Annotated in this window: 14 protein-coding genes; 9 read left to right on the top strand and 5 right to left on the bottom strand. The window is 63.9% G+C overall.

Going from position 1 to position 16,623, the window contains the following annotated elements; translation table 11 throughout:
* Positions 1-5: 5 nt before the first annotated feature.
* From DDQ68_RS17385 to DDQ68_RS17375, 3 genes are all read right to left on the bottom strand, one after another.
* Positions 6-2,939, bottom strand: a complete 2,934-nt coding sequence (locus DDQ68_RS17385; protein ID WP_109657436.1) for a 2-oxoglutarate dehydrogenase E1 component — start codon at positions 2,937-2,939, stop codon at positions 6-8.
* Between the two features lie 228 nt (positions 2,940-3,167).
* Positions 3,168-4,181 (bottom strand): hypothetical protein, encoded by a 1,014-nt coding sequence (locus tag DDQ68_RS17380; protein ID WP_109657435.1) that lies wholly within the window; start codon positions 4,179-4,181, stop codon positions 3,168-3,170.
* Positions 4,182-4,312: 131 nt separating this feature from the next.
* The gene (locus DDQ68_RS17375) at positions 4,313-4,714 is read right to left on the bottom strand and encodes a hypothetical protein (protein WP_109657434.1); all 402 of its coding nucleotides are present in this window, start codon (positions 4,712-4,714) and stop codon (positions 4,313-4,315) included.
* Between the two features lie 149 nt (positions 4,715-4,863).
* Between DDQ68_RS17375 and DDQ68_RS17370 the strand changes: the two genes are divergently transcribed.
* On the top strand, positions 4,864-5,403 hold the full coding sequence (locus tag DDQ68_RS17370) for a hypothetical protein (RefSeq protein WP_109657433.1): 540 nt from the start codon (positions 4,864-4,866) through the stop codon (positions 5,401-5,403).
* A 244-nt stretch (positions 5,404-5,647) separates the two neighbouring features.
* On the opposite strand, the gene DDQ68_RS17365 is transcribed toward DDQ68_RS17370, so the two are convergent.
* Entirely contained in the window at positions 5,648-7,183 is a 1,536-nt protein-coding gene (locus DDQ68_RS17365) for a hypothetical protein (RefSeq protein ID WP_109657432.1), read from the bottom strand.
* A 222-nt stretch (positions 7,184-7,405) separates the two neighbouring features.
* Between DDQ68_RS17365 and DDQ68_RS23030 the strand changes: the two genes are divergently transcribed.
* From DDQ68_RS23030 to DDQ68_RS24845, 7 genes are all read left to right on the top strand, one after another.
* The gene (locus tag DDQ68_RS23030) at positions 7,406-8,197 is read left to right on the top strand and encodes a hypothetical protein (RefSeq protein WP_162550207.1); all 792 of its coding nucleotides are present in this window, start codon (positions 7,406-7,408) and stop codon (positions 8,195-8,197) included.
* A 57-nt stretch (positions 8,198-8,254) separates the two neighbouring features.
* Entirely contained in the window at positions 8,255-8,875 is a 621-nt protein-coding gene (locus tag DDQ68_RS17355) for a hypothetical protein (protein ID WP_109657430.1), read from the top strand.
* A 185-nt stretch (positions 8,876-9,060) separates the two neighbouring features.
* Positions 9,061-9,495 carry a CsbD family protein gene (locus tag DDQ68_RS25025; protein ID WP_438830708.1) on the top strand — a complete coding sequence of 145 codons (435 nt, stop codon included), beginning with the start codon at positions 9,061-9,063 and terminating at the stop codon, positions 9,493-9,495.
* A gap of 89 nt (positions 9,496-9,584) precedes the next feature.
* Entirely contained in the window at positions 9,585-10,196 is a 612-nt protein-coding gene (locus DDQ68_RS17340; protein WP_109657429.1) for a 3'-5' exonuclease family protein, read from the top strand.
* 72 nt (positions 10,197-10,268) lie between these two features.
* Positions 10,269-10,391, top strand: a complete 123-nt coding sequence (locus DDQ68_RS24305) for a hypothetical protein (RefSeq protein ID WP_281271042.1) — start codon at positions 10,269-10,271, stop codon at positions 10,389-10,391.
* Between the two features lie 42 nt (positions 10,392-10,433).
* A complete protein-coding gene (locus DDQ68_RS17335) occupies positions 10,434-11,474 on the top strand; it encodes a glycoside hydrolase family 130 protein (RefSeq protein ID WP_245897090.1) in 1,041 nt (346 codons plus the stop codon).
* 113 nt (positions 11,475-11,587) lie between these two features.
* The gene (locus DDQ68_RS24845; protein ID WP_109657428.1) at positions 11,588-12,367 is read left to right on the top strand and encodes an outer membrane beta-barrel protein; all 780 of its coding nucleotides are present in this window, start codon (positions 11,588-11,590) and stop codon (positions 12,365-12,367) included.
* Here DDQ68_RS24845 and DDQ68_RS17325 read toward each other — a convergent pair.
* Positions 12,355-13,575 (bottom strand): NAD(P)-dependent oxidoreductase, encoded by a 1,221-nt coding sequence (locus DDQ68_RS17325; protein ID WP_109657427.1) that lies wholly within the window; start codon positions 13,573-13,575, stop codon positions 12,355-12,357. The genes DDQ68_RS24845 and DDQ68_RS17325 overlap by 13 nt on opposite strands.
* 128 nt (positions 13,576-13,703) lie before the next feature.
* On the opposite strand from DDQ68_RS17325, the gene gcvP reads away from it, so the two are divergent.
* Complete coding sequence (gene gcvP, locus DDQ68_RS17320) at positions 13,704-16,619, top strand: aminomethyl-transferring glycine dehydrogenase (RefSeq protein ID WP_109657426.1); 2,916 nt, start codon at positions 13,704-13,706, stop codon at positions 16,617-16,619.
* Positions 16,620-16,623 lie beyond the last annotated feature (4 nt).

The following is a 16,623-nucleotide window of genomic DNA, read 5'->3' as shown; positions in this document are numbered from 1 at the left end:
CACGGCTATTCTTGCTTTTTGGCCACCGCCACCGTTTCCTTGATTTGGCCGTCGGCCACGGCTTCCTTGGGCTTGTCGAAGGCGCGGGCCACGAGGTCTTTCTGCTCCTTTACGTGGATTTTGTTGTAGCCGGTGGCCGGCGAGGCCGAGGGCTTGCGGGCCACCACGTCTTCCAGCTCGCGGCGCATGAAGCGGAGCAGGTAGTTCCAGTAGCCCATGTTCTCGGGCTCCTCCTGCACCCAGAACACCTTGGCTTTGGGATACTTGGACAGCTCGACTTGCAGTTGCTGCTGCGGGAAGGGGTGCAACTGCTCCACGCGCACCAGGGCCACGTCGGTGCGGTTGCTGGTGCGCTGCTCGTCGAGCAGGTCGTAGTACACCTTGCCCGAGCACAGCAGCACGCGCTTCACCTTCTTGGCTTCGGCGTAGTCGTCGGCCAGCACTTCGCGGAAGCGGCCGCTGGTGAATTCGTCAAGCGGCGACACGCACAGTGGGTTGCGCAGCATCGACTTGGGCGACATCACCACCAGCGGCTTGCGGAAGCTCCACGCCAGTTGGCGGCGCAGTAGATGGAAGAAGTTGGCCGGTGTGGTCACGTTGGCCACGACGATGTTGTTCTCGGCGGCCAGCTGAAGGAAGCGCTCGGGGCGGGCGTTGGAGTGTTCGGGGCCCTGGCCCTCGTAGCCGTGGGGCAGCAGCATCACCAGGCCGTTCATGCGCTGCCACTTGCTCTCGGAGCTCACCACGAACTGGTCGATCATGGTTTGGGCCCCGTTGGCGAAGTCGCCGAACTGCGCCTCCCAGACCACCAGGGCCGTGGGGTTGGCCATGCCGTAGCCAAACTCAAAGCCCAGTACTGCGTACTCGCTCAGCAACGAGTTGTAAATGCACAGTTGTTCGTGCTCGCCTTCCAGGTGGTTCAGCGAGTTGTAGGGCGCCGAGGTTTCGGCGTCGTGCAGCACCGCGTGGCGGTGCGAGAACGTGCCGCGCTGCACGTCCTGGCCGCTCACGCGCACGACGTGGTTTTCGGTCAGCAGCGAGCCATAGGCCAGCAACTCGCCGGCGGCCCAGTTCAGCACGCGGGTTTCGTAGAACATCTTGCGGCGCTCGCGCAACAAGTTGTCGATCTGCTTGATGGGCTTGAAGCCGTCGGGAATCGTGGTTAGGGCTTTGGCCACTTTCGCCACCACTTCCTCCGATACGCCGGTTTCGGGCGATTGGGCGAAGTCCTCGTTGGTGCTGCGGCGCAGGCTGCGCCACTCGTTTTCCAGGGCCTGGTATTTATAAGGCAGCGGCTTCTGCTTCACCAGGTCGAGGCGGGCTTGCAGCGTGTCGCGGAACTCCTTGTCCATCTGGCTGGCCAGCTCAGCGTCCACGTCGCCGCGCTCTACTAGCGTGGCGTTGTACACCTCGCGCGGGTTCTGGTGCTTCGAGATGATGTTGTAGAGCGTGGGTTGGGTGAATTTGGGCTCGTCGGACTCGTTGTGGCCGTGGCGGCGGTAGCACACCATGTCGATGAAGAAATCGGCGTGGAACTGCTGGCGGTACTCGGCGGCCAGCTGGGCGGCAAACACCACGGCCTCGGGGTCGTCGCCGTTGACGTGAATCACCGGCGCGTCAATCATCTTGGCCAGGTCGGTGCAGTAAATCGATGAGCGGGCATCCTCAAAATCAGTGGTGAAGCCCACTTGGTTGTTGATGACGAAGTGCACCGTGCCGCCGGTTTTGTAGCCTTCCAGCTGCGACATCTGGGTCAGCTCGTAGCCGATGCCCTGGCCGGCCAGCGCCGCGTCGCCGTGAATGAGGATGGGCAGGATTTTGTGGTAGTCGCCGCCGTACTGGTGCTCAATTTTAGCGCGCACGAAGCCTTCCACCACCGGGTTCACCGCCTCCAGGTGCGAGGGGTTGGGGGCCAGCTTCAGGTTAACTTTCTTACCATTAGCCGTTTCCACCTCCGACGAGTAGCCCATGTGGTACTTTACGTCGCCGTCGCCCATGGTCAGGTCGGGGATGGCCGTGCCCTCGAACTCCGAGAAAATCTGCTCGTACGTTTTGCCCATGATGTTGGCCAGCACGTTCAGGCGGCCGCGGTGGGCCATGCCGATTATCACCTCCTGCACCCCCAAATCGGCGCCCTTGCCGATGATGGCGTCCAAGGCCGGAATGGTGGTTTCACCGCCTTCGAGCGAGAAGCGCTTCTGCCCCAAAAACTTGGTGTGCAGAAAGTTCTCGAATACCACCGCCTCGTTCAGCTTCTTCAGGATGCGCTTTTTGTACTCCGCGCCGGGGTTGAAGGATAGGGCTTCGCGCTCAATTTTCTCGCGCAGCCAGTCCAGCACCTCCGGGTCGCGAATGTACATGTACTCGAAGCCCACTGTACCGGTGTAAATCTTTTCCAGCGCCGCAACGATGTCGCGCAGCGTGGCCTTAGGCCCCAAGCCCAGCGTTTCGCCGTTGCGGAACGGCGTGTCCAAGTCGGCTTCGCTCAGGCCAAAATCCGACAAATCAAGGTGGGGCTGGCGGTCTTTACGCTCGCGCACCGGGTTGGTTTTGGCGCGCAGGTGGCCACGGCTGCGGTAGGCGTGGATGAGGTTGCGAACGGCCGTCTCCTTATCGTTGGGCACGGTTTCATTGCCAACGAGGCCCGCGGGGGCGTTATTAGTCGAAGCCACTGTGTTCAGCACGCCGTAGTCGTTAGGCTGGGGCGCGGCCGGCGCGGCCGGCGCGGCCGGCGCCGCTACCGGGCCCGCGGGAGCCGAAGCGGCGCCGCTGCCGTTGGTGGCCGGGGCCTCCTCGGCCGGGAACTGCTGCGAGAAATCAAACCCTTCGAAAAACTTGCGCCAGCCAAAATCCACCGATTCGGGGTTTTGCTGGTACGCTTGGTACAGGGTTTCGATGGCCACCGCGTCGGCGTTGGCGATATACGAGTAAGAGTCCATGGACGAAAGTGCTGGGTGGGTAAGGCAGCGCAAAAGTAAAAGGCTTGAAAACAAAGCTCAAACTTATAATCGGGTTTACAAATTGACTTATCTACCAAATATATAGGTATGGATTTAGCTACCAATTACCGCCCTCTTTGCACTGGCAAGCTATCAATAAAATGCCATTCTGCTAAAGAATGTGCCTTTGGGGCCCCAAATTGTGCCGGAAATGGTTTGCGCTGGCCCTTAATCTCTTACTGGCCCCGCCCAGTGCACCACGGTGCGGGGCGTACCGTCGGGGGTGTACAGCAGGCTCAGGGGCTGGGTAGGGTCGCGGTTGACGTCGGCGAGCGTGATATCCCAGCGGTACCACAGCTCGGCCAGGGCCTGGGCGTAGGCGGCGTTTTCCCATGGGTTGAAGATGGCCACGCCCACGTCGTCAATCAGCGCGTCGAATACTAGGTGGGTGTCGCCGGGGCGCGGGTGGCGCGGGTACAGGTCGGGCACCATGTGCAGCAGGTGCGCCGCGTAGTACACCCGCGCCTTAAACTCGGCCACCTGCACCGGGTGCAGGGGCCGCTGGGCATCGGCGTACACCTGGCGCATGGCCTGGCCAATCAGGCCGATGTCGGCCAGGCAGGCCACGAGCACCGACCGGCCCATTTTAATACTGAACACCAAGGTGTTGAGGTCATCATCGTACTCAAACGGCACGGTGTCTTCAGCGGGGTCCACTTCCAGCACGAATACCGAGCCGGGCACAAAATCGGCGTATTCGGTGGGCACGCGCAGGCCCTGGAGCAGCTGGAAAAATATCTGGAACTTGCGCAGCAGTGCCGCGTTTTCGGCCAGCGGGTAGCGGGGCCGGATGAGGGGCGCAAACTCGGTGAGCAGCTCGGTGATGAAGATGCCGTAGAACATCTTGCCCAACCACAAAAACAACGTGTCATCGCCGAGGGCGCGCAGGGCCTCGGGGCCCGCGGCAGCGGCGGCGGCCACGGTTTTCTCCAGCTCCGCGAGGCGTGGGCGCACGGCAGAGCTGGCGGGTAGGCGCAGGTCGCGGAAGGCCGCGGTGCTTTGGTCGAGGAGCTGGATGGGCCGGTCGGCCAGGTCGTAGTGGGCTTGCAGCCAGTCGGCAAACACGGGCACGGTATCGGCGGGCCCCACGGGCTGGCCACTGAGGAAGCAGGTGGTGGGGCCGAAGCGCATGCCCTCGAACGGGTCGTAGGGCGTGAGGTCGGCGGGAGTGTAATCGGGCATAAAAACGGAAGCGCGGACCTAGCCGCGGCGGGCGGCAAAGTTCGCGCTTCTGCTTTTAGTTGTCCGTCGCTCGTTGTCAGTTGTCAGGTCGCTCAAAACGATATTAGCAACCAACAGCGAACAACTGGAGCCTACCGCGACAGCGAATTGGCGGCTTTGCGCAGCAGCGTGCCTAGGTTGCCGAGCGGGCCGGCATAGCTGCCCGGGGCCGTTTCGGCCACCTTGATGGTTTCGGCGCTGAGGCTGGCCAGCAGCTCGGCTACCTCGTGCGATGCGGCGTTGGGGCCGCTCAGCAACTCGCCGAGCTGGCCCAGCTCCTGGGTAATTTTGGCCAGGCCGGGGCGGTCGGAAGCGGCCAGTACAGCGGCCCAGCGTTCAATTTCGGTGCTGCCGGGGCCGTCGGCTTTGGCGGGCAGGCCGTGGCCAAGCAGGGCCAGGGTATCGTCGAGCAAGGCGGTGGCCTGCTGGTCGCTCACGGACAAGGGCACAGCGGGCTGGGCGGCGTTGGACGGGGTGGCGGTGGTAGAATCCATGGGATGGGTAGTTTGGGAAGAGTATATGACGGGCTATACTTGCCGGCCACCCAAAAAGTTGAAAAGCCACCGCCCGGGGCCCCACCGTTGGGTTACCTTTTGGCAGTACGGTTGATTAACGGGCACATTCTCACTTCATTTTCATTCCCATGCAAATTTCCTTCAAAACCCTCTTCGCCGCTGCCGCCGTGGCCCTGGCCGCCACCGCCTGCCACCAGTCCGAAACCACCGCCACCACTACCGCCGCCGACGGTACTACCACGGCGACCGTGACCACCGACAGCTCGGCCATGACGGCCACCCAGGCCGGTGCCGCCGCCGGTGCCGCCGTCGACAACGCTTCGGCCAGCATGAAAGAAGGGGCCCAGGCCGCCAGCGCTAAAATGGACGCCGCCGGCGACAAAATGGGCGCCAAAATGAACGAGGCCGGTGCCAAAATGGACGCCGCCGGCGACAAAATGAGCGCCAAGATGGACGAGGCCGGTGCCAAAATGGACGCCGCCGGCAGCAAAATGGGCGCCAAGATGGACGCCGCTGGCACCAAAATCGACGCCAAGGCTGCCGAAGCCAGAGCCAACACCAAGGAGGCCATGGACAAAGCCGGCCACCGCATGGACGCCATGGGTGATGCCGCCGCCAAGTCGGCCCGCGAAACCAAAGCCAACCTCAAGCAAGGCATGAATAACTAAGCAACCGGCCCGCGCCACTGCGCCAAAAGCCTGGGCCCCAGTGGGGCCCAGGCTTTTTTATGTGCTTATAATTCCGGTCATGCAGAGCGCAGCGAAGCATCTTTACTGCTCCACTAATCAATAATTACTACTGCGGGAAAGATGCTTCGCTGTGCTCTGCATGACCGTGCTACTGCTACTGCACCAGTTTATTACCAACAACTGGTCAAACTTCCATTCACTTGCACCACGGCCATTGGGGCCCTCAGCTGGTGGCTATTTCCAGCAGCACCTCGTAGTAAGGGCGGCCCAGCATGCGGGCACGCAGCCAGGCGTAGAAGCTCTGGATCTGCAGGTCTTCACGCTCCAGGGGCCAGAATTCGGGCATCCGGGCCACTTTTTGGGCGAAGGCGGGGCGCTGGGCCACGGTGGGGTCTTCCAGAATTTCGTGCACCAGGGCCAGGTAGCCCAGCACGTAGCGGTAGGAGCCCCCGGCCGCCGGGGCCCCGCCCGGCCCGGCCGGAAACCGCTCGCGCAGGCCACGGTCGATGGCCCGCAGGCGGAGCAGGGCCACGTCGGCCGCGCCCAATTCGAACTGAATGAGCAGCTCGCCGAGGTTGCGGTTCAGCAGCCACTCCAGGCCCATGTGCTGCTCCAGCCAGTGGTCGGTGCGGCCCAGGCGCAGCAGCACGTGATTGGCTTTCTGGAAGTTGCCTTCGGCAAAGTAGTGAAACGTGAGCTGGAGCCGGGCCGTGAGGGCATCGAGCGCGGGCAGGGCGGGCACGGTGCGCAGGGCCCCTTCGAGCAGGGCAATACTTTCGGCGTTGCGCTGCAGAAAGGCGTAGTTGGCGGCCAGCAAAAACATAAACCGGGGCCCCGATTCGGCCAGCGGCCGGCCGCCGGCCGCCAGCACGGCCCGCCCCTGCTCCAGGTAGCGCACCGACTCGGCAAAGTGCCGGGTGCGGTACAGCGCGTGGGCCAGCATGTAGAGCAGCCGCAGCTGGTAGCCGCGTTGGGCCGGCGCGAAGCCGTGGCGGCGCACCATCAGCCCGTAGCAACGCTCGGCGAAGGGCGCGAACGAGGCAAAGTCGCGGCGTACCAGCATGCCGCTGCGCGCAATGCTCAGCAGGCGGCACAGCAGCGAGGGCGAGCGGGCGAAGGCTTCCAGCAGGTCGTACTCGGCCAGGATTTCCTGCACGATGGCGTCGAAGGCGGCGGCCGGGCGGCCTTGGGTGCGGGCCTCACGCAGGCGGTGGCGCAGCAGGCTATCGGCAATGTTGGCGCGCTCCTCCTCGTCGGCGGCTTTTTTGTTGGCGTGGCGGCGGCGCAGCACGTCGGGCAGGGGCTCGGCGTGGGGCGTGCCGGCGTGCTGGATTTGCAGGTTATACACCGCGTTCAGGGCCTCGTACTGCTCGTGGTCGCGGGCTTGCTTTTCGGCCTTGCGCAGCGTGCCCCAAGCCAGGCGCGGCACGCCGGCCCCGAACAGATACTGGGCCAGGGTGAGGTGGCCGCGCACGGCGGCGGCGGCCGTGGCGTCGTGCTGGCGCTGGCGCAGCACCAGGAAATCGGTGAGGTGCAGCAGCAGGCGCTTGCGCACGGCGTAGTAGGCCACGGCGTTGGGCGCGGCCGGGTAGAGGCGTGCCACCAGCGCGGCGGGCGCCAGGGCGGGGCCCGTCAGCAGCTCGTAGAGGCGTACGTCTTGCCGGCCGGCCACCCGCTGGCGCTGGCGCTGGAGAAACCGCACAAACTCGGTGCGGTCGTCGGGGCTGAGGGTGAGTAGGGCAGTGCGGAGGTCATCCATGAGCTGCAAAGGAAGCGCAAAACCAGGCCCGATTTCGCCGGGGCCCGGTAATATAGCACTTTACCCAAATGTCGGATATTATTTATTCAACTCACTGATAGTCAACAGGACTTTTATCTATGATTACCTGGTGCAAAAGTCTGACGGCCTGATTTTTTGGTGAACGGTACGGGCCCGGGGCCCCGCACCTTTGAGCCATCGCCTCACCAAACCCTTTTCACGATGCCGCTCCGTCTACTTTTCCTGTCCCTGGCCCTGCTGCTGGCCGCTGGCCAGGCCCGCGCCCAAGACCTGCTCACCAAGCGCAACGGCGACGAGGTGCAGGTGAAAATCCTGGAAATCACGCCCCTGGAAATCAAGTTTCGCCGCACCGACAACCCCGACGGCCCACTCATCAGCGTGTACAAGGCCGAGGTGTTCATGATTCGCTACGCCAACGGGGCCAAGGAGGTGTTTGGGGCCGCGCCCGCCCCGGGGGCCCCGTACCTGGCCGCGCCGCGGGCCGCCGCCGCCGCCGCCGCCGCCACGGGCCCGCTGCCGGGCCCCGTGGTGACCGGCGACGTGGTGCTGGCCGAAGACGAGGTGCACCTCGGCGGGCCGCGCCTGGGCATCACCCTCCTCACCAACGGGCCCCTGGCGCGGGGCCGCCAGGAAGAAGGCTACCACGACCTGAACCCCTTCCTCACGCAGTTTGGGTGGCAGTTTGAAACGCGCCTGTTCCGCCTGCCCAACGGCGTGGCCGGCCTGGTCGAGTTCGTGCCCCTGGTGGGCGGCCTGGAGCAGGGCAAGTTCATCCCGAGCGTGAGCGGCATCCTGGGCATCCGGGGCCCCAAGGGGTTCGAGTTCGGCCTGGGCCCCAACCTGACGCCCATCGGGGCCAACATCGTGCTGGCCGTGGGCGCGTCCATCCGCACCAAGGCCGGCATCAACTTCCCCATCAACCTGGCCGTGGTGCCCGGCAACGGTGGGGTCCGCATCAGCCTGCTCACGGGCTTCACCGTGCGGCGCCGCTGAGCCTTTTTATAAGTAATTAATTTCTTATAAATCAACTGGTTAAACCATTTATTCGCCATGCGCTACTTACTGCTTTTGGCTGTGCTGGGGGCCCTGCTGCCCGCGCGGGCTTGGGCCCAGGCCAGCCCCGGCCCCGACACCATCCTACGCCTCGACGGGCAGGAAATCCAGGGCCGCGTGGTGGTCCTCACGCCCACCCAGCTGCGCTACCTGCCCGCCGCTCCGGCCCCGCCCGACACGCTGGCACTACCCGTGGCCGAGGTATTTCTGGTGCGCTACGCCAACGGCACCAAGGAGGTGCTGCATCCCGAGGTGGCCGCCGGGGGCCCCGCCGACGTGCTGCCGGGCCTCGACGCCGGGCAGCGGCTGGGGCTGGGCCGCCGCGATGCCTGGGCCCACTACACCGACCACGGCCCGTACTGGGGCACGCTGGGAGCCACCCTCTACGGGGGGCCGGTGTTCGGCATCATCGCGCCCGCCGTCATCAGCGGCGCGGCGGTGAAGGAACGCAACTTCCGGGCCCCCGCCCCGGCCCTGCTCGCCGACCCCGACTACCTGCGCGGCTACCAGGACCAGGCCAACCGCAGTAAGCGCCAGCGCACCTGGGCGGGCTACGGCACGGGCGTGGGCGTGTGGGTGGTACTGATTGCCGCACTGTTGGCCAGCACTTTAAATTAACTTTACTAACGGCTCACAGCCGCCCGAATGGCACATTTGGTCATCTTCACCATCAGCATTGCGCGGCCACCCCGCGAAGCAGCGGGCCGCTCGTCCGGCACCGGGGCCCCGCAGTGGGCCAACCCCAGCCGCGCCCTTGGCGTAAAAGCCCCCGAGTTCTTTTCCCGCCTAACCATTCTTCCCTCATGGACGCCAATAACAACAACCTCAACGATGCCACCGAGCTGCAAGGCCGGGGAAACTGGAACCAGCTGAAAGGCGAAGCCAAGCAAAAATGGGCCGGCCTGACCGACGATGACCTGACCTATGCCGATGGCAAGCAGGACGAGTGGTTTGGCAAGCTGCAAGCAAAAACCGGTAGCACGATTGACGAAATCAAGAACTGGTTTAACGAAAAAACCAGCAGCGCCGACACCCAGGCCGATGTGAAAAGCACTGAGTACCAGGCCCGCGGCGACTGGAACCAGATTAAGGGCCAGGCCAAGCAGAAATGGGGCAACCTCACCGATGACGACCTGACTTACCAGGAAGGCAAGCAAGATGAGTGGTTCGGCCAGCTGCAAGAGAAGACCGGCCACGCCATCGACGACATCAAGGGCTGGTTCCAAAAGACGTTCTAAAGTTAATTTGAGTCCTTCCTTTCCCGTTAAAAGCGCCCCTTCCGTTTCGGAAAGGGCGCTTTTTTTCGCCCGCTTTTAGCCCGCCATCCATGCGCTACGTTTCTCTCGACCTCGAAACCAGCGGCACTGACCCGCTGCGGCACCAGGTGCTGGAGCTGGCCGCCGTGGTGGAAGACACCAAGCGCCCGCGCCCGCTGGCCGAGCTGCCCACCTTCCGCCGCCTGCTGGTACACCCCGAAATTGTGGGCACGCCGGGGGCCCTGGTGCTAAACGCGCGCCTGCTGGCCGAGCTGGCCGACGCCGCCCTGGGCCCCCCGGCCGAGCGCTGCACGCCCGCCGAGGTGCTGCCGCAGCTGCGCGAATTCCTGGTGGGCCAGGGCTTCCGGCCCGACCCCAAGGACCGGGTGCGCTTCATCCTAGCGGGGAAAAACGTGGCCGTGTTCGACCTGCTCTTTTTGCAGCAGCTGCCCGGCTGGGGCACCATCATTAAGTCGGAGCCCGCCACCATCGACCCCGCCCTGCTGTACCTCAACTGGCGCAAGGACAGCCGCTTGCCCAGCATGGCCATTGCCAAGGCCCGCGCCCAGTTCGACGATACCACCGTGGCCCACGAGGCCCTGGCCGACGCCCTGGATGTAGTGCGGCTGCTGCGCCCATTCTACGAGTTTGCGGTGTACAAGCGGGTGCGGGGCGAGGAGTAGGGCCCCAGCGGGTTGCTTTGGAATGCACTACTTGCAGCGGCGTACCGCAGCCACTTTCAACCCCGCGAACGAATGAGCCATTTCGATGATTACGCCCGCCGCGCCTGGAGCCCCGCGCTGCTGCTGCTGCTACTGGCCGGCTGCAACGGCACGCCCACCGCCACCGTGGCCACGGCCCCGGTGGCCACCACCTAGCCGGCCCAGGCCAACCGCTGGGCCCTGCTGAACTTCACTAAAGTGGACCGCGCCAACCCCATCATGGGCCCCAGCGCGGTGGGCCAGTTCACCGACCCCGTGCTGAAAAGGAACGTGCGGTGGGAGGAAAAGGACGTGTTCAACCCCGCCGTGGTGGTGCGCGGCGGCAAGATTTACATGCTGTACCGGGCTGAAAACAAGGTTACTCCTTTCGGTAAGACCTCACGCATCGGCCTGGCCAGCAGCACCGACGGCATCCACTTCATGCGCGAACCGGCGCCCGTGCTCTACCCCGCCAACGACGCCCAGCAGAATTACGAAACCGGCGGCACCGAAGACCCGCGGGTGGTGGAGGCCCCCGGCGGCACCTACTACATGACCTACACGGCCTACGACGGCAAGCTGGCCCGCCTGCACGTGGCCTCCTCGCCCGACCTGCGGCACTGGACGAAGTACGGCAACGCCTTTGCCCGGGCCGGCGGCGGCAAGTACCTGAATAAGTGGAGCAAATCGGGCGCCATCGTGTCGCGCTACGAGCCCGACGGGCGCATCGTGGCCACCAAAATAAAGGGCAAGTACTGGATGTACTGGGGCGACGCCCAAATCTGGCTGGCCACCTCCGACGACCTCATCCACTGGACGCCGCTGGAAATGGGCCCCGGCGAGCAGCCGCCCGTACCGCTGCGCGCCCAGGCCCTCACCCTGCCCTACTTAAAAGTGATGCTGCCCACCCGCGCCGGCAAGTTCGACAGCGACTTGGTGGAACCGGGGCCCCCGGCCATGCTCACCGACCAAGGCATCCGCCTGATTTATAACAGCCGCAACGTACCCGCCATCGGCGACAAGTCCTTGCCCGAGGGCACCTACACCGCCGCCCAGGCCCTGTTCGACAAGAACGACCCCACCAAGCTGCTCCAGCGTACCGATACCTATTTCATGCGCCCCGACCGGCCCTACGAACGCACCGGCCAGGTCAACCAAGTGGTGTTTCTGGAAGGGCTGGCGCAGTTCAAGTCCACCTGGTTTCTGTACTACGGCACGGCCGATTCCAAAATTGCCGTGGCCACCCGGCCGGTGGGTTAGGGGCGGGGCATCATCAGGAATCTCAAGTGCAACGGGCCCTTGCCGCAAGCGCAACAAGAGCCCGTTTTAGTTTAATAGCAATCCTTCATTATATCTAATAAATTTTGTCTATAATGTTAATGGTCAATTTATTATACGATCATAATAACCTTACTAAGAGTCCTACACAGTGTTTTTTTGGTAATTGGTCACGGCACCAGGGACCCTACTTTCGGGCTAATCGTTTTCTCCAGCCTTTTCCCCGTTCACCGCCAATGAAACTACTACTATTACTTGGTTTTGGGTGGGCCACCGTGGCCCGGGGCCAAGGCGTGGCGCCCGCCGAGCCCCGCTTTTACGTGGGGTTGCAAGCCTGCTATATGCACTACCCGGGGCTGGGATTCGGAACCAGCGGCACCCATTCTCTACCCAAATCCATTTATCCAATAGCTGGCACTATTGGTTACCGAATCAATGCCAATTACTCCATTGAAGCAAGTTTTACTGGGTGCTTCCCAGCTATGCAACGTGATACGGCGGGGGGCAGTAGCGTTGAGTACCGGAGCAGCGCCTATGCTGTTACGTTTTTGGTAAGACGAAATTTGTTTCCCGCTCATTGGGGTGGCCCCTGGGGGACGTCAGTTACTGCTGGCCTCGCGGGTATTAGCACTACTCAGGATGTTCGGGCTTACTTTCAGAATGGTGGCAGCAGCACCTCATTTATTGGCAACGGCAGCGCCCAACTCGCCATTGGGGTAGGGATGAGGTATCGTCTTAGTCCACATTGGCAACTCACAGCAGATGCTCAGGGTGTAATTTATTTGTTTGACAGCGGCTTCATTTTCAGCTCTCGTACGGACGGGTTGGGCAACGTAGGCGGTGGTGCCACAGCTGGCGTTCGCTACTCCTTCTGACCTCCTCCCGCGTACCCCGCCAGGTACCCGAACCGCTCCGTCAATTCCCCGCCTTGGGCAATGGTGGCGCGGGCCAGCACGCCGCCCGCGTCGTCGTTGAAAAACTGGGGGAACACGTGGTCGAGCAGCTGGCGGCCGAAGTCGCGGCTGGCGTTGCGGGGCAGCTCGCAGGGCAGGTTGTCCACTGCCATTACCGTGATGGTGCGGGGCCCCGAGTAGGGCGACGCCAGGGCCCCGGTAGCGAGGTCGTAGTCGTAGGCGGGGTCGGGGATGGTGGTGCTGCGCTGGGTGACGGGGATGGAGCCGTTCACGTCGCAGGTCACGTCGGCGATGGTGTTGATGCGGAAGTTGGGACCCCCAACGTCGGCCAGCGCGAACAGGTGCGGGGCCGCCGGGTGCCAGAACGCGCAGGCAATCAGCAGGTCCGTGACGGGAGTGAACAGGCCGAACGTGGATTCGTAGGCCTCCGGGTGGCGGTGGAAGTCGAGCGTGTCCCATACGCGGCCGTCGCGGCGGCTGTTGTAGTCGGCCGAGCCCAGCTGGGCGTACACCGGCTCGCGGAAGTCGTGGTAGAGGTAGTCGTACACGCTCACCCGCCGGATGCCCACGCGGTCGAGCACTTCCAGGGCCCCCTGGGCCACGCGGCCGGTGCCGGTCACGGCTATCTTAATGGGCGGCAGCTTCTTCACCTTGAAAAACTCCTCCTGCATGTCGTCCATGTCAACGCACGCGTGGGCGGCCTTGAGGGCGAACAGACCGTGCTTGCGGCCGTAGGTCAGGAGCCCGTTGTAGGCCCCCACGATGCCGGCGTAGCGCCCAAAAGCCACCACCCGCTCGCCACGGTCGTTGGTAATGAGCTCGTAGTCAATTAGACGGATGTTTTTATCGAGCACGGCGCGCAGCAGCGCCTGGTTGGCCGGCTGCTCCTTAATGGTGTGCGAAAAGAACAGGTACGTTTGGTGCGGCAGCAGCTGGGCCACGGGCACCTCCTTCACGCCCAGCAGCACGTCGCAGCCGGCCACATCGTCGCACACTTCCAGGCCCAGGTCGCGGTATTCCTGGTCGGCGTAGCTGCGCAGCGGGCTGCTTTGCACCACTATGTGCAGGCCGGGAAACGTAGCCTGGGCCTCGGCGCATTTTTTGGGCGTGAGGGGCACGCGGCGGTCGGGCGGCGTTTTGCCTTCGCAGAGCAGGCCTATTTTGAGCATAAAGCGGCAGAAAAACGAGTGAAGCAGTTGGACAAAGCTACCGATTAGGGACCGCGCCGGGACGTTTCGTCCCTACCTTTGTTGCAGGTTTTTACGCCCCGCTACCTCTCCACTTCACGCCCCTACCGATGTCGCTGAAACCCCAGCCCGCCGACGTTTTTGAAGCCCGCCACAACGCCCCCAGCGCTGCCGACCAGGCGGCCATGCTCCGCACCATCGGGGTGGCCAGCGTAGCCCAGCTCATCGACGAAACCGTGCCGCCCGCCATCCGCCTACCCCGCGCCCTGGACTTGCCTGCTGCCCTCAGCGAGCGGGCTTTTTTGGCGAAGTTCAAGCAGATTGCCAGCCAGAACCAAGTGTTCAAGAGCTACATCGGCCTGGGCTACCACGACACCACGCTACCGCCGGTCATCCAGCGCAACATCCTCGAAAACCCCGGCTGGTACACCGCCTACACGCCCTACCAGGCCGAAATTGCCCAGGGCCGCCTCGAGGCCCTCATCAATTACCAGACGATGGTAATTGACCTCACGGGCCTCGAAATTGCCAACGCCAGCCTGCTCGACGAAGGCACCGCCGCCGCCGAGGCCATGCACATGCTGCACAGCCAAACGAAGAAAAAAGGCGCCTACAAATACTTCGTCTCGGAGCAGGTACTGCCCCAAACCATCGACTTGCTCCACACCCGCGCCACGCCGGTGGGCATCGAGCTGGTCATCGGCGACCACCGCGAGGCCGACCTCGGGGGCCCCGACTTCTTCGGCGCAATGGTGCAATACCCGGCCGCCGACGGCGAGATTTTTGATTACAAAGACTTCATCGCCAGCGCTCAGAAAGAAAACGTGTTTGTGGTAATGGCGGCCGATTTGCTGGCCCTCACGCTGCTCACGTCGCCCGGCGAGCTGGGCGCCGATGTGTGCGTGGGCAACTCGCAGCGCTTCGGCATCCCGATGGGCTACGGGGGGCCCCACGCGGGCTTCTTCTCGTGCAAAGACCAGTTCAAGCGCGTCATCCCCGGCCGCCTGATCGGGCAGAGCATCGACGCGGCCGGCAACAAGGCCTACCGCATGGCCCTGCAAACCCGCGAGCAGCACATCCGCCGCGAAAAAGCCACCTCCAACATCTGCACCGCGCAGGTGCTGCTGAGCGTGCTGGCCGGCATGTACGCCGTGTACCACGGGCCCCAGCGCCTCCAGCAGTTCGCCATCAACACCCACGCGCTGGCCCAAACCCTGGCCACCGGCCTGCACGGGCTGGGCGTTGAGCAAACCAACGAGTTTTACTTCGATACGCTGAACCTGCGCCTGGAAAGCGCCGAAATGCAGCAAGCCGTGCGCCAGGAAGCCGAGGCCCGGCACCTCAACTTCCGCTACTTCGGCGAGGTGCGGGTGGGCATCTCGCTCAACCAAAATACTGAGCTGCACGACGTGGCCGACATCCTCGACGTGTTTGGCAAGGTGCTGGGCAAGGAGACGGACGCGCCCACCGCGCTCGAAGAAGTGGAGCTGCTGGCCCCCGCCGGCCTGGCCCGCACCAGCGACTACCTCACCCACCCGGTCTTCCACACGCACCACGCCGAGCACGAGCTGTTGCGCTACATGAAGCAGCTCGAAAACAAGGACTTAAGCCTGGCCCACAGCATGATTGCCCTGGGCTCGTGCACGATGAAGCTCAACGCCACCGCCGAAATGATTCCGGTGACCTGGGCCGAAATCGGGGGCCTGCACCCCTTCGCCCCCGTGGAGCAAGCCAAGGGCTACCAACAGATTTTCAGCGATTTGCAAACCTGGCTGTGCGAAGTAACCGGCTTTGCCGCCGTCAGCCTCCAGCCCAATTCGGGGGCCCAGGGCGAGTACGCTGGCCTGCTGGCCATCCGCGGCTACCACGAAGCCCGCGGCGACCACCACCGCAAGGTGGCCCTCATCCCGTCCTCGGCCCACGGCACCAACCCCGCCTCAGCCGTAATGGCCGGCATGGAAGTAGTGGTTGTGAAAAGCAGCGAAGATGGCAACATCGACCTGGACGACCTGAAGGCCCAGGCCACCAAACACGCCGACCGCCTCGCCGCCCTCATGGTGACCTACCCCAGCACGCACGGCGTGTACGAGGAAACCATCATCGAAATCTGCGCGATGATTCACCAGTACGGCGGCCGCGTGTACATGGACGGCGCCAACATGAACGCCCAGGTGGGCCTCACCTCGCCCGCCATCATCGGCGCCGACGTGTGCCACCTGAACCTGCACAAAACCTTCTGCATCCCGCACGGCGGCGGCGGCCCCGGCGTGGGCCCCATCGGCGTGGTGGCCGACCTCGCCCCCTACCTGCCCGGCCACGCCGTGGTGCCGGTGGAAGGCCGCAGCAGCGGCGCCGTGTCGGCCGCGCCCTGGGGCTCGGCCAGCATCTTGCCCATCAGCTACGCCTACATTTCGATGATGGGTGGCGACGGCTTGCAGCGCGCTACGGAGCTAGCCATCCTGAACGCCAACTACATCAAGGCCCGCCTGGAGGCCCACTACCCGGTGCTATACACCGGCCGCCACGGCCGTTGCGCCCACGAGATGATTCTGGACTGCCGCCACTTCAAAAAGGCTGGCATAGAGGTAGAGGACATCGCCAAGCGCCTGATGGACTACGGTTTCCACGCGCCCACAGTGAGCTTCCCCGTAGCCGGCACGCTGATGGTGGAGCCCACCGAAAGCGAGAGCAAGGCCGAGCTGGACCGCTTCTGCGACGCCATGATTGCCATTCGCAAGGAGATTGCCGAGGTGGAAGCCGGCCGCGCCGACGCCAAGGACAACGTGCTGAAGCACGCCCCGCACACCGCCGCCACCGTGCTCGTGCACGACTGGACGCGCCCCTACTCGCGCGAGCAGGCCGTATACCCGCTCGAATCGGTGCGCGCCAACAAGTTCTGGCCCAGCGTGAGCCGCATCGACTCGGCCTACGGCGACCGCAACCTGATTTGCAGCTGCACGCCTATCGAGCAGTACGTCGACCACGAAGAGGAGCTGGTGCAGGCCGACAAGGGCTCCTCATACTAGTTTT

This window comes from Hymenobacter nivis (genome assembly GCF_003149515.1).
In the GTDB taxonomy this organism is placed as follows: domain Bacteria; phylum Bacteroidota; class Bacteroidia; order Cytophagales; family Hymenobacteraceae; genus Hymenobacter; species Hymenobacter nivis.
This window is presented reverse-complemented; position numbering and strand designations above follow the sequence as displayed.

Excerpts from the sequence above, each read along its gene's own strand:
- DDQ68_RS17385 (WP_109657436.1), bottom strand. The coding sequence starts at position 2,939 with ATGGACTCTTACTCGTATATCGCCAACGCCGACGCGGTGGCCATCGAA.
- DDQ68_RS17380 (WP_109657435.1), bottom strand. The coding sequence starts at position 4,181 with ATGCCCGATTACACTCCCGCCGACCTCACGCCCTACGACCCGTTCGAG.
- DDQ68_RS17375 (WP_109657434.1), bottom strand. The coding sequence starts at position 4,714 with ATGGATTCTACCACCGCCACCCCGTCCAACGCCGCCCAGCCCGCTGTG.
- DDQ68_RS17370 (WP_109657433.1), top strand. The coding sequence starts at position 4,864 with ATGCAAATTTCCTTCAAAACCCTCTTCGCCGCTGCCGCCGTGGCCCTG.
- DDQ68_RS17365 (WP_109657432.1), bottom strand. The coding sequence starts at position 7,183 with ATGGATGACCTCCGCACTGCCCTACTCACCCTCAGCCCCGACGACCGC.
- DDQ68_RS23030 (WP_162550207.1), top strand. The coding sequence starts at position 7,406 with ATGCCGCTCCGTCTACTTTTCCTGTCCCTGGCCCTGCTGCTGGCCGCT.
- DDQ68_RS17355 (WP_109657430.1), top strand. The coding sequence starts at position 8,255 with ATGCGCTACTTACTGCTTTTGGCTGTGCTGGGGGCCCTGCTGCCCGCG.
- DDQ68_RS25025 (WP_438830708.1), top strand. The coding sequence starts at position 9,061 with ATGGACGCCAATAACAACAACCTCAACGATGCCACCGAGCTGCAAGGC.
- DDQ68_RS17340 (WP_109657429.1), top strand. The coding sequence starts at position 9,585 with ATGCGCTACGTTTCTCTCGACCTCGAAACCAGCGGCACTGACCCGCTG.
- DDQ68_RS24305 (WP_281271042.1), top strand. The coding sequence starts at position 10,269 with ATGAGCCATTTCGATGATTACGCCCGCCGCGCCTGGAGCCCCGCGCTG.
- DDQ68_RS24845 (WP_109657428.1), top strand. The coding sequence starts at position 11,588 with ATGTTAATGGTCAATTTATTATACGATCATAATAACCTTACTAAGAGT.
- DDQ68_RS17325 (WP_109657427.1), bottom strand. The coding sequence starts at position 13,575 with ATGCTCAAAATAGGCCTGCTCTGCGAAGGCAAAACGCCGCCCGACCGC.
- gcvP (WP_109657426.1), top strand. The coding sequence starts at position 13,704 with ATGTCGCTGAAACCCCAGCCCGCCGACGTTTTTGAAGCCCGCCACAAC.